At 54.6% G+C, this 12,982-nt stretch carries 10 protein-coding genes; 1 reads left to right on the top strand and 9 read right to left on the bottom strand.

What is annotated here, in order from left to right:
- Positions 1-116: 116 nt before the first annotated feature.
- The 9 genes from nqrM to ACJJIE_RS03050 form a co-directional block, all read right to left on the bottom strand.
- A complete protein-coding gene (gene nqrM, locus ACJJIE_RS03090; RefSeq protein ID WP_444893507.1) occupies positions 117-359 on the bottom strand; it encodes a (Na+)-NQR maturation NqrM in 243 nt (80 codons plus the stop codon).
- Entirely contained in the window at positions 356-1,417 is a 1,062-nt protein-coding gene (locus ACJJIE_RS03085; protein WP_444893506.1) for an FAD:protein FMN transferase, read from the bottom strand. The genes nqrM and ACJJIE_RS03085 overlap by 4 nt, the downstream gene beginning before the upstream one ends.
- Positions 1,418-1,431: 14 nt before the next feature.
- On the bottom strand, positions 1,432-2,655 hold the full coding sequence (nqrF, locus tag ACJJIE_RS03080) for an NADH:ubiquinone reductase (Na(+)-transporting) subunit F (protein WP_108733652.1): 1,224 nt from the start codon (positions 2,653-2,655) through the stop codon (positions 1,432-1,434).
- 17 nt (positions 2,656-2,672) lie between these two features.
- Positions 2,673-3,281 (bottom strand): NADH:ubiquinone reductase (Na(+)-transporting) subunit E, encoded by a 609-nt coding sequence (nqrE, locus tag ACJJIE_RS03075; RefSeq protein ID WP_020413086.1) that lies wholly within the window; start codon positions 3,279-3,281, stop codon positions 2,673-2,675.
- A 3-nt stretch (positions 3,282-3,284) separates the two neighbouring features.
- Entirely contained in the window at positions 3,285-3,941 is a 657-nt protein-coding gene (locus tag ACJJIE_RS03070; protein WP_282932331.1) for an NADH:ubiquinone reductase (Na(+)-transporting) subunit D, read from the bottom strand.
- A gap of 2 nt (positions 3,942-3,943) precedes the next feature.
- Entirely contained in the window at positions 3,944-4,726 is a 783-nt protein-coding gene (locus tag ACJJIE_RS03065; RefSeq protein ID WP_282932330.1) for a Na(+)-translocating NADH-quinone reductase subunit C, read from the bottom strand.
- Entirely contained in the window at positions 4,719-5,930 is a 1,212-nt protein-coding gene (locus ACJJIE_RS03060; protein ID WP_108733655.1) for an NADH:ubiquinone reductase (Na(+)-transporting) subunit B, read from the bottom strand. Before ACJJIE_RS03060 ends, ACJJIE_RS03065 begins: the two co-directional genes overlap by 8 nt.
- A gap of 2 nt (positions 5,931-5,932) precedes the next feature.
- On the bottom strand, positions 5,933-7,273 hold the full coding sequence (locus tag ACJJIE_RS03055) for a Na(+)-translocating NADH-quinone reductase subunit A (RefSeq protein WP_444893505.1): 1,341 nt from the start codon (positions 7,271-7,273) through the stop codon (positions 5,933-5,935).
- A 373-nt stretch (positions 7,274-7,646) separates the two neighbouring features.
- Positions 7,647-9,107 carry a glyceraldehyde-3-phosphate dehydrogenase gene (locus ACJJIE_RS03050; RefSeq protein WP_444894742.1) on the bottom strand — a complete coding sequence of 487 codons (1,461 nt, stop codon included), beginning with the start codon at positions 9,105-9,107 and terminating at the stop codon, positions 7,647-7,649.
- A gap of 304 nt (positions 9,108-9,411) precedes the next feature.
- Between ACJJIE_RS03050 and mfd the strand changes: the two genes are divergently transcribed.
- Positions 9,412-12,891 (top strand): transcription-repair coupling factor, encoded by a 3,480-nt coding sequence (gene mfd, locus ACJJIE_RS03045; RefSeq protein WP_444893504.1) that lies wholly within the window; start codon positions 9,412-9,414, stop codon positions 12,889-12,891.
- Positions 12,892-12,982: the final 91 nt, after the last annotated feature.

Raw genomic sequence — 12,982 nt, 5'->3', positions numbered from 1 at the left:
TCCACAGCGCGCTAACGCCATTTACTCAATACTAAATATACGGTTATCGACACCACTTGTGCCAATGACATAAAACAACAAGCCCGTTGATCACGGGCTTGTTGGAGAGGGAAAGCTTACTTGCGTTTAGATGCGTCGTAAGCGAGATCTTTGGCAGTCATCTGCTGCTGTCTTTGCCTCTCCTGTTCCTTTTCACACTCATCGTCATCGCCACCGCAGACTGTGCAATCCTGCTTCATGCCGATATTGTTGAGCCCGCCACAAGTTCCCTTTAACGGTTTGTTCTGAACCATGGCCCCGATCGCCATACCGGCAACAACGAGCAACATGGCCACAAAGGCAAATATGAAAATTGTCACTTCTCAGACCTCTCTACATAAGGTTTAAAGCCAGAGCTAGAACGCTCTTCGAAACCTGAATCAGTTTTCACCACCATAAAGACGGCTAGATTATCTCTTTCTGCCAACGCCATGCCGGCATCAGCACCGAGGACATTGATCGCGGTAGCCAGACCATCGGCTTCTGCACAGGTGTCGGCAATAACGGTTACCGATGCCAATTTGTGCTTAATGGACCGCCCGGAGCGTGGGTCAATGCTATGGGAGTAACGAACACCATCCCTTTCGTAGTAGTTGCGGTAGTCTCCACTCGTAGCTACTGCCTTCCCACTCACCGCGATTGGCTCCTGCACCATCTGCCCTGCCGTGCTGGGTACTTCAATGCCAATTACCCAGGTCTTACCCTTTGGATTCACACCCTTAGTTCGCAGTTCACCGCCAATTTCGACCAAGTAGTTTCGAATACCCAGGTCTTCCAATAGCTCCGCAACCCGATCAACTCCATGGCCCTTGGCAATCGCTGAAAGATCCACCTCAACGGGGCGGCTCTTGATAACAGTGTCTGGCTTACGGGTCAGGGTTAACGCATCGGAACCGACGACGGTTAGCAGATCGGCAATGTCTTTATCTGAGGGGATATGCTCCGGTTCGGGCTGGGGACCAAAACCCCACAAGTTGACCAGAGGGCCGACCGTCACCTCGAAAGCGCCTTCACTGCGGCGATAAATATCCAGGGACATTTCCAGTACATCTGCCAAGTGTTGGCTCACCGGGATCGCCTGCCCTACCGGGCTTTGGTTAAAGCGCATTAACTCAGAGTCGTCGATATAGGTCGACATCTCCTGGTTGACCTGCTGCAACTCATCGTCGATCAACTGCTGCAACTCACCCTGCTCCAGCCCAGAGGGCACCTGAACGACGGTGATGTGATAGCTGGTTCCCATGGTGCGGCCAGCCAACTGCCAGGACTCCGGCGAAGGAGCACAAGCCGATAAAATTACAGCCGCCCAAAGCAAAAACAGGGCCGTAAAGACGGGCCCTGTTTTTGAGTTTGTCGGGCCTGTGATTGCTTTTAGCAAGCTAAGCCCTCCAATTATCCGCCGAAGTCATCCAGCAGGATATTTTCATCTTCTACACCCAAGTCCTTGAGCATATTGATGACTGCTGCGTTCATCATGGGCGGCCCACACATGTAGTACTCACAATCTTCCGGAGCCGGGTGGTCCTTCAGGTAGTTTTCATATACCACGTTGTGGATGAATCCTGTGTAACCGGTCCAGTTGTCTTCCGGCTGAGGATCGGACAGAGCCACATGCCACTGGAAGTTATCGAACTCGGAAGCCAGACCGTTGTAGTCATCTTCGTAGAACATCTCGCGCAGGGAGCGCGCGCCGTACCAGAAGCTGATCTTACGGGTGGAGTTCAGGCGCTTGAGCTGATCAAAGATGTGTGAACGCATTGGCGCCATACCGGCACCACCACCGATAAATACCATCTCGTTGTCAGTTTCCTTGGCGAAGAACTCACCAAAGGGACCGTACACCTTAATCTTGTCACCTGCCTTCAGGCTGAATACGTAGGAAGACATCTGACCCGGCGGAATGCCCTCAGTGCGGGGCGGCGGAGTCGCGATACGGATGTTGAACTTAACAACACCTTTCTCTTCCGGGTAGTTAGCCATGGAGTAAGCGCGAACCACAGGCTCGGTCACTTTGGACTCCAGCTTGAAGAAGCCAAAGTGCTCCCAGTCGCCACGGTACTGCTCTTCGACATCGAAGTCGGCAAACTTGACATGGTGAGCCGGAGCTTCCAGCTGTACGTAACCGCCAGCGCGGAAGTCAACGTTTTCACCTTCGGGCAGACGCAGGGTCAGCTCTTTAATAAAGGTGGCCACGTTCGGGTTGGATTCCACAGTGCACTCCCACTGCTTAACACCAAACACCTCTTCCGGCACTTCGATTTCCATGTCTTGCTTAACCGCAACCTGACAGGAAAGACGCTTGCCTTCTTTTGCATCGCGCGGGGTAAAGTGAGCCGCTTCAGTCGGCAGCATATCGCCACCACCGGAATTCACCTTACAGATACACTGCGCACAGCTGCCGCCGCCGCCACAGGCGGAGGCCAGGAACAGGTTGTTGGCAGCCAGGGTTTGCAGCAGCTTGCCGCCGGCCGGTACGGTGAGAGTCTTCTCACCGTTAACCAGGATGTTGACGTTGCCGGTGTTTACCAGGCGCGAGCGGGCCGCAAGGATCACCGCTACCAGCGCCAAAACGATGACGGTAAACATCGCTACGCCGAGGATAATTTCAATACTCATTCTATTGTTTTCCCCGCTTAGATATCGATGCCGCCGAAGGACATGAAGCCCAGGGACATCAGACCAACAGTTACGAAGGTGATACCCAGACCTTTCAGGCCATCCGGAACGTCACTGTACTTCAGCTTTTCACGAATACCGGCCAGAGCGGTAATCGCCAGTGCCCAGCCGAGGCCGGCACCGAAGCCATAGGCAACACTCTCGCCAAACGCGTACTCGCGCTCAACCATGAACAAGGAAGCACCCATGATGGCACAGTTCACGGTAATCAGCGGCAGGAATACACCCAGCGCGTTGTAGAGAGCCGGTACATATTTATCCAGGAACATCTCCAGGATCTGTACCAGTGCCGCAATTACACCGATGTAGGACAACAGGCCGAGGAAGCTCAGGTCCACGTCGGGGTAACCGGCCCAGGCCAGTGCACCGTCTTTCAGCAGGTAGGTGTAGATCAGGTTATTCACCGGTACTGTCAGAGTCAGCACCACGATAACCGCAACACCCAGCCCAATAGCGGCCTCGATCTTCTTCGATACCGCCAGGAAGGTACACATACCGAGGAAGAAGGCCAGCGCCATGTTTTCAACGAAAACGGCGCGGATAATCAAAGAAATATAATGTTCCACGGATTAGGCCTCCTGCGCTTGGGAATTAGGCGCAATCTTGAACTCATCTTCTTCCACCTGTGCCGGTTTCCAGGCACGGATCGCCCAGATGAACAGGCCGATCAGGAAGAATGCACTCGGCGGCAACAGCAGCAGGCCGTTGGGGATATACCAACCGCCGTTGCTCACGGTAGTCAAGATATCTACACCGAACAGTTTGCCGGCACCGAAGAGTTCACGAACCACCGCGAGACCGATCAGGATCACACTGTATCCCAGACCGTTACCAAGACCGTCGAAGAAGCTGGGCAGCGGCGGGTTCTTCATAGCGAAGGCTTCCGCACGGCCCATAACGATACAGTTGGTAATGATCAGACCAACGAATACAGACAGCTGCTTGGAGATGTCGTAAGCCAGGGCCTTGATCAGCTGGTCCACCAGGATTACCAAAGAGGCAATCACGGTCATCTGTACAATGATACGGATGCTGTTCGGGATCTGTTTGCGGATCAGGGATACCGCAACGTTGGAACAGGCCACAACCGAGGTCAGTGCGATACACATTACCAGGGTAACCTGCAGCGAGCTGGTAACAGCCAGTGCAGAACAGATACCCAGGATCTGCAGCGCGATCGGGTTGTTGTTAAAAATCGGCTCTAGCAGAGTATCTTTAATTTTCATGCTTATGCCTCCCCTGCTTTCAGGTTTTTCAGGAAGGGACCATAACCCTGGTTACCCAACCAGAAGTTCACCAGGTTGCTAACGCCCTTACTGGTCAGAGTTGCACCAGACAGACCATCTACTTCGTGAATCGCGTCTGGGCTGTTGGGGTTAACCTGACCCTTGATCACTGCGATATCCACGTCGCCCTGGTTGTTGAAGACTTTCTTACCAATCCACTGGGCCTTCCAGTTGGGGTTGTCAACTTCACCACCCAGTCCCGGAGTTTCCTTGTGCTCGTAGAAGCCGAGGCCCGCTACGGTGTCGAGGTTGCTCTCCAGAGCGAGGAAGCCGTACAGGGTGCCCCACAGGCCATAACCGCGAATCGGCAGAATGATCTTGTCCAGCTTGCCGTCTTTCTCTACCAGGTATACCTCTTTGGTATTTTCCCGGCGGATAATTTTGGCAGTGTCCTCGTCAGCCGGCAGTTTTTCACTGTCAGACGGGATCTTGGCAGCAGCGCGACCGCTGCCACCAGCCGGAGCCTGATCGGTAAACTTACCGGTATTCAGGTCGACGTATTTGATTTTTACGTCGGCGAAGGCCTTTTCGACTTCCGCTTTATCAGCGTGAGAGTCTTTCAACAGGCCGCCAGCCATCAGTACGTTGCGCTTCATGTCCAGCTCGGCATTCGCCTGCTGGGCAGGCTTCAGCATTACCGCAGCGGTGGATACCACTACGGAGCACACCAGGCACATTACCAGCGCGACAATCAGAGTACCGGTTACGGAATCTTTATTAGCCACGTGCCAACCTCCGTTTGATATTGGACTGCACCACAAAGTGGTCAAACAGCGGAGCGAACAGGTTGGCGAACAGGATCGCCAGCATCATGCCTTCCGGGAAGGCCGGGTTCACCACACGAATCAGGACAACCATCACCCCGATCAGGATGCCGTACCACCAGCGACCGGTGTTGGTCATCGCAGCGGATACAGGGTCCGTAGTCATAAAGATCAGACCGAAGGCAAAACCGCCCACTACCAGGTGCCAGTACCAGGGTACCTGGAACATCGGGTTGGTCTCGGAACCAATCATGTTAAACATGAAAGAGGTGGCCATCATGCCCAGCAGAGTGCCGGCTACGATGCGCCAGCTGGCGATCTTCATGCCCATCAGGATTACGCCGGCAATCAGGATAGCCAGGGTAGAAGTTTCACCAATGGAACCATGGATCTGACCGAAGAAAGCGTCGAACCAGGTTACCTGGCCAACAGCAGCATTGACGATACCGTTCTGGATACCTTCGCTGGCCATAACAGACAGCGCAGTAGCACCGGTATAACCGTCAACCGCAGTCCAAACCGCATCTCCAGACATTGCTGCCGGATAGGCAAAGAATACGAAGGCACGGCCGGTAAGAGCCGGGTTGAGGAAGTTCTTGCCGGTACCACCGAATACTTCCTTACCTATAACCACACCGAAGCTGATGCCCATAGCCACCATCCACAGAGGCAGATCCGGCGGACAGGTCAAGGCGAACAGGATGGAGGTTACAAAGAAGCCTTCGTTGACTTCGTGACCGCGCACCGCAGCAAACAGGACTTCCCAGATACCGCCCACAATAAAAGTAACCGCATAAATAGGCAGGAAGTACATAGCGCCGTAGACAAAGTTGTCCCACAGGCTAGCTGGGTTGTAGGAAGTCAGAGCGCCGATAATGGCGTGACGCCAGCCGGACAGATCCGGGTTGGTCATACCTTCCAGAATGGTGTTGGACTGGAAACCGATATTCCACATACCGTAGAACGCCGGGATCATGGCACAAGCCCAAACGGTGATCATAATACGCTTCAGGTCGATACCGTCGCGCACGTGAGCAGTGGTTTTGGTCTTGTCTGCCGGCTGGAACAGACCGGTGTCAATCGCTTCAAACAGGGCGTAGAACTTTTCGAACTTACCGCCTTTGTGAAACTTGGGTTCGATCGAATCGAGGAATTTACGCAACATACTTACCCCTCCTTCTCAATACGGGTCAGGTTGTCCCGCAAAATGGGGCCGTACTCGTACTTGCCCGGACACACAAAGGTGCACAACGCCAGATCTTCTTCGTCCAGCTCCAGTGCGCCCAGCTTCTGCGCCATTGCAGTATCGCCAACGATCAGGGAGCGCAGCAACTGAGTGGGCAGTACATCCAGCGGCATGACTTTCTCATAACTACCGACCGGTACCATGGCACGCTCAGAACCGTTGGTGCTGGTGGTGAAGTTGAACAGCTTGTTCTTCACCAGGCGCGACAGATAAATCGGGAATACAGAGAAACGCTTATTACCAGCACGCAGATAGTGCAGGAACGGACGCTCATCGCCCTCTTCCAGTACAGAAATCTGGTTGTGGTAGCGACCCAGGTAAGCCATCGGGCCAGCAGCGGTGCGGCCACCGAATACAGAGCCGGAGATGATGCGATCGTTATCGCCTTTCAGCTCATCAGAAGTCAGGGTTTCCAGACTGGCACCGAGGCGGGTGCGCAGCAGACGCGGCTGCTTGACCTGAGGGCCTGCCAGGGAAACGACACGATCGGTAAACAGCTTACCGGTGGTAAACAGTTTGCCTACAGCGATCACATCCTGGTAATTAATGGTAAATACACTGCGGTTGCCAGAAACTGGCTTCAGGTAGTGGATGTGGGTACCGGACAGACCTGCCGGATGGGGGCCGGCAAAGGTTTCGCGGCGAATATTCGCTGCGTTCGGTACTGGAATATCCGTATCTGGAGCAGTACAGACGTAAGTGGTTTCTGCCAGCTTGGAAAGAACCTCAACGCCCTGAGAGAAGGCTTTGGGATTCTCAGCAATCACTACTTCTGGATTGGCTGCCAGAGGGTTGGTGTCCATCGCATTGATAAACACAGCTACCGGCTCAGCGTCCAGGGCGGGAACGCGGCTGAACGGGCGGGTGCGCAGTGCGGTCCACATGCCGGACTCAACCAGGTTTTCAACGACCTGTTCGCGAGTAAGACCAGACAGTTTATCTGCGCTGTAGCTTTGGAACTGTTCCGCTGCATCGCCGTCTATGCCAATCACGACGGATTGCAGAACACGACGAGCGCCACGGTTAATCGCAACAACACGACCGGCAGCAGGCGCTGTGTAGCGCACGCCTTCAGTTTTTTTGTCGCTAAACAACAGCTGACCAAGATTGACGCGATCCCCTACAGCCACTGCCATTGTCGGCTTCATCCCGTGATAATCGGGGCCGAGAACAGCAACGGTCTTGATCGCAGGTCCTTTTTGAATGACCTGCTCGGGCGCGCCGGATATGGGTAAGTCCAATCCCCGACGGATCTTTCTCATACGCCTATGCCTAAGTTTCTAGTTTAAAAAATTGCAATAGGACCCACCGTCCCATACCTGGGATGACGGGTCCTATTGTGGAATTCCGTGCTGCGAGGGCTTATGCCGTATCACCCGTGAACCGGGAGGAAGGAAGCTAACTAAAAAGGATGTGCGCGCTAACTTCTCGGCGCACGGCCGCCCCGCAAAATCGCGCGCATTATAAAGATGGGCCAGAGTCATTACCAGTCTGGAAAGTCTTTAAGTGGCACTAAGATTGGAAATTTCTGTTGAAAAAACAGGGATTTGGGGAGATATGGTGCGGCGACTGGAACAGTCGCCGAAACCCCGCAGCCGGATCTGGGTACCGACTGCGGCGAGGAGGCGTGACGCCTTAGTCCTCTTGCGGGAACAACTTGTAACGAACACCAGCCATATCTTCCAGGCAGCGAACTACCTGACAGCTATATCCGAACTCGTTGTCGTACCAGCAGTAGAGCACAGCGTTCTTGCCATCCACGATAGTCGCAGTGGAATCGAATACGCAGGCAACGCGGGAGCCAACAAAATCGCTGGACACCACTTCCGGGGAGTTGGTGAAATCGATCTGCTGACGCAGCGGCGAGTGCAGTGCCACATCGCGCATGTATTCGTTCAGCTCTTCCTTGGTGGTCTCTTTACCCAGGTTCAGGTTAAGGATCGCCATGGAAACATTAGGGGTCGGAACGCGAATTGCGTTACCGGTGAGCTTACCTTTCAACTCGGGAAGCGCTTTGGCAACCGCCTTGGCAGCACCAGTTTCAGTCAGAACCATATTCAGCGCTGCTGCGCGACCGCGACGCTCACCTTTGTGGTAGTTGTCGATCAGGTTCTGGTCGTTGGTGTAGGCGTGTACGGTTTCTACGTGGCCGTGCTCAACGCCGTAGCCATCCATCATCGCTTTCAGGACAGGCACGATGGCGTTAGTGGTACAGGAAGCGGCGGACAGTACCTTGTCTTCCGGCTTGATGTCGCTGCTATTGATACCGTAAACGATATTCTTGATATCGCCCTTGCCCGGTGCAGTCAGCAGCACCTTGGAAGCGCCTGGGCTCTGCAGGTGCTGGCTCAGACCTTCTTCATCACGCCATACACCGGTGCTGTCAACGATAATCGCATCGTCGATACCGTGCTGGGTGTAATCCACTTCCTGAGGGGAGTTGGCGTAGATGATCTTGATTTCGTTACCGTTACAGATCAGGGAGTTGGTCTCCTCGTCCACACGGATAGTGCCCTGGAAGGCGCCATGTACGGAGTCGCGACGCAGCAGAGAAGCGCGCTTCACCAAATCGTTGGGGGCCTTGCCCTTGCGCAGTACGATAGCGCGCAGACGCAGAACATCACCACTACCAGCCTTGTCGATCAGCAGGCGGGCAACCAGACGGCCGATACGACCAAAACCGTAGATCACAACATCTTTGGATTCGGGCAGAGGCTTGCCGGCACCCGCTGCGTCGGACAGCTCTTCACGTACAAACTCGTCCACAGACAAGCCGCGATCGTCGCGCATGTACTTGTTGGTCATGGTTCCCAGGTCGATATGTACGGGACCCAGCTCCATCTTGCAGATGGCTTCCAATACAGGGAAGGTTTCAAACTCGGAGAGTTCATTTTCCTCAACCTGACGCACGAAACGGTGCGCTTTCATAATGCTCAGCACTGAGCGATTAACCAGGTTGCGGCCGTACATATAAATACCGACGTTGCTCTCACGGTTGAGCTTTCCAATCATCGGGATCATGGATTCAGCCAGTGCTTCACGCTGTTTCCAGTCCTTGAAAAAGTCCGCGGGCTTCGGTCGCTTCTGAGTCACTATCGGACACCTCTGCAATGTATTTAGTAGGCAAGAAATACGGCCTTGAAACCACTCAGGACCGCATGGCTGCGCATTATAGTGTTCGCTTTACACTGCGCAACTGAGCAAAAAAGAGCCAAAAAAATGTAGTAAAACTACCTTTTTGTAGTCCACCCGAGCGACATTGCGCAATCCATAAAAAAGCGTAGTTGTTCCCGACTGGAAACACAGGCAGGGTTAACATTCCCTGCAAGCAAAACTGTTCGCGGCTACAATAGCCGACCTCGAAGACATCTCGAATGAATGCGCGGATATATAAGGAAAGATGACAGAAATACAGCCCCTGACCCCACCGAAGTTTCGCTCCTCCAGTGACCGACAATTTTGGGGACAACTGCATGGCGCAGCTGCCGCGCTCGCCATCCTCAACGCGGCACGCAATAACAAAGCGCCCACCCTGTTAATCACAAAGGACAGTCTCGAAGCGCACCGTTTAGAGGTGCAATTGAAATTTTTTAACAAAGCGCGGCGAGATAAGGGGGAAAACGGGGAGCTGGAAATTTTCCATTTTCCCGACTGGGAAATTCTCCCCTACGACACCTTCTCTCCCCACCAGGACATCATCTCGGATCGCCTCGCCACCCTTTACCAGCTGCCGAAAATGGGGGCCGGGATCGTCATAATCCCAGTCAGCACCCTGATGCACCGGCTACCACCCTGCAATTATATTGCTGGCAATGCGCTCATATTGGAGGAGGGGCAGCAGTTTGATATCGATATCCAGCGGAGACTGCTGGAGCAGGCCGGCTACCACTGCGTAGACACCGTCTACGAACACGGTGAATTCGCTGTGCGCGGCTCACTGATGGATATTTTTCCAATGGGTAGCCCCCTACCCTACCGCATCGATCTTTTCGACGATGAAATTGAATCCCTGCGCACCTTTGACCCGGAAACCCAACGCACCATCGACAAGGTGAAAACCATTCACCTTTTACCTGCACGGGAATTTCCTTTACACAAGGCCGCCCTGTCGGGATTCCTGCAAAACTGGCACGGCGAATTCGACAGCGACCCCAGCCAGGTACCGATATATCAGGATATCAGCGCGGGAATTGCCCCGGCGGGTATCGAGTACTACCTGCCCCTATTCTTCGACGGCAATTGCTCCAGCCTGTTCGATTACCTGCCCGAGGGCAGTCAGGCGTTTTTGCAGGGGGATATCCAGCAGGCGCTCGACAGTTTCTGGCGCGAAGTCAGCAACCGCTATGAAAGTCGTCGCGGCGACCTGACCCGTCCCATATTGCCACCGCGCCAGATTTTACTGGAAATTGATGAGCTTAACGGTGCCCTGAAGTCCATGCCCCGGGCAATCTTCTCTGCGGAGAGTCTTCCGGAAGCCCAGGGCAACTGTAATTTTGACACTTCCGTACCCCCCTCACTGCCAGTAGATGGCAAGTCCGAACAACCCCTGGCTGCACTGGAAAGCTACCTGATGGAATACTCCGGTCGGGTGCTTTTTTGTGCTGAAAGTAGCGGGCGCCGCGAGGCACTGCTGGAGCTATTAAAGGGCATACGGCTCAGCCCTCCCAGCTTCCAAAGCTGGCAGGACTTCCTCGCCGCAAAGGACACTATCGGCATTACCGTAGCCCCCATCGATCAAGGGCTGCTGCTTGAGGACCCGCAAATCAACCTGATCGCGGAACCGCAGTTATTTGGTGAACGGGTACTGCAGCAACGCCGCCGTAAAAAAGCCAAAGATGAAGCGGACAACGCGGTTAAAAACCTGGCTGAACTGCGCATGGGCACTCCCGTCGTTCACATTGATCACGGCGTAGGTCGTTATCGCGGCCTACAGCACCTGGAGATCGGCGGGCAACCGGCAGAATTCCTGACCCTGGAATATGCCGACGATGCCAAACTCTACGTACCGGTGGCCAGCCTGCACTTGATCAGCCGCTACTCCGGTGCCGATGAAGCCCTGGCCCCGCTGCACAGAATGGGCAGTGAACAGTGGCAAAAAGCCAAACGCAAAGCCGCCGAGAAAGTCCGCGATGCGGCTGCGGAGCTGCTGGATATCTACGCCCGCCGCGAAGCCCGTATTGGCCATGCCTTCGATAACCCTCAATTGGCCTACCGGGAGTTTTCCGCAGGTTTCCCCTTCGAGGAAACTCCAGATCAACAACAAGCCATCGAGGCAGTTCTGGGGGATATGCTCTCAGATAAGCCGATGGACCGACTGGTTTGCGGCGACGTGGGATTCGGCAAGACAGAAGTGGCCATGCGGGCTGCATTTGTCGCGGCCCACGCAGGTATGCAAGTGGCCATGCTGGTTCCCACCACCCTGCTGGCCCAGCAACACTATCAATCCTTCCAGGATCGCTTTGCCGATTGGCCGATCAATATCGAGGTGATCTCCCGCTTCCGCTCCGGCAAGGAAGTGGACAGCGTGAAAGAGAAGGTTGCCAGCGGCAAGGTGGATATCCTGGTTGGCACCCACAAGCTGCTGCAAAGCGATCTGGACTTTAAAAATCTCGGCCTGCTGATTATCGACGAAGAGCACCGCTTTGGCGTCCGGCAGAAGGAGCGTCTGAAGAGCCTGCGCTCCGAGGTGGATATCCTCAACCTTACCGCCACCCCTATTCCCCGCACCCTGAATATGGCCATGGCCGGTATTCGCGATCTATCGGTGATCGCCACCCCACCAGCACGGCGTCTCTCCGTGAAAACCTTCGTGCGCGAGCGCGATGATGCCTTGGTAAAAGAAGCTATCCTGCGGGAAATCTTGCGCGGCGGTCAGGTGTATTTCCTGCACAACGAAGTCAAAAGCATTGAGCGAATCGCGCGGGAGCTACAGGAGATGATTCCCGAGGCCCGCATCGGCATAGGCCACGGCCAGATGCGCGAACGGGAGCTGGAACAGGTAATGAGTGACTTCTATCACAAGCGCTTTAATGTCCTGGTCTGTACCACCATTATCGAAACCGGTATCGACGTCCCCACAGCCAACACGATACTGATCGAGCGCGCAGACAAGTTCGGCCTGGCCCAGCTTCACCAGTTGCGCGGTCGCGTGGGACGCTCGCACCACCAGGCCTACGCCTACCTACTGACGCCCAACAAGCGCTCCATGACCAATGACGCCGTGAAGCGCCTGGAAGCGATTAGCGAGGCCCAGGATTTAGGTGCAGGCTTTACCCTGGCTACCCACGACCTGGAAATTCGCGGTGCAGGCGAACTGCTAGGTGAGGAACAAAGCGGGCAGATTCAGAGTGTTGGCTTCAACTTGTATATGGAGATGCTCGACAAAGCCGTGAAGGCCATTCGCGAGGGCCGCACACCGAATATTGACGAACCCCTCGAATCCCCTGCGGTGGACGTCAATCTGCGGGTTGCTGCACTGATTCCCGAGGACTACCTGCCCGATGTCCACGGCCGTCTGATCATGTACAAACGCATTGCCAATGCCACCGACGGGCAGCAACTGAAAGAACTTCAGGTAGAGATGATCGACCGTTTCGGGCTACTGCCGGAATCGGTAAAACACTTGTTCCGCACCACGGAGATCAAGTTAAAGGCCGAGAATATGGGCATCCGCAAACTTGAGGCCTCTGCGGCAAGAGGGCGTATCGAATTTGCGGAGAATACCCGTGTAGATCCGCTCACTTTGGTTAAGATGGTGCAAACCCAGCCGGGACGCTACCAGCTGGCCGGCGCAAACCAACTGAATTTCAGTCTCGATGAGGAGGGTACTGATCGCAAGCTCCAGGAAATTAACGAAGTTCTGGAAAAGCTTGCACAGTGATACCATCCGGCAGGCAGCGGCGGGAGCTGGCGGCAAAACTAATTAGTCTCCTACTCCCGCTTAAACGGCCTGTCGGCAATGACACCCTCGG

The organism is Microbulbifer maximicatervae (SeqCode) (assembly GCF_052467325.1).
Note: the sequence above shows the minus strand (reverse complement) of the source record. Positions and strands in the feature narration are given on the sequence as shown.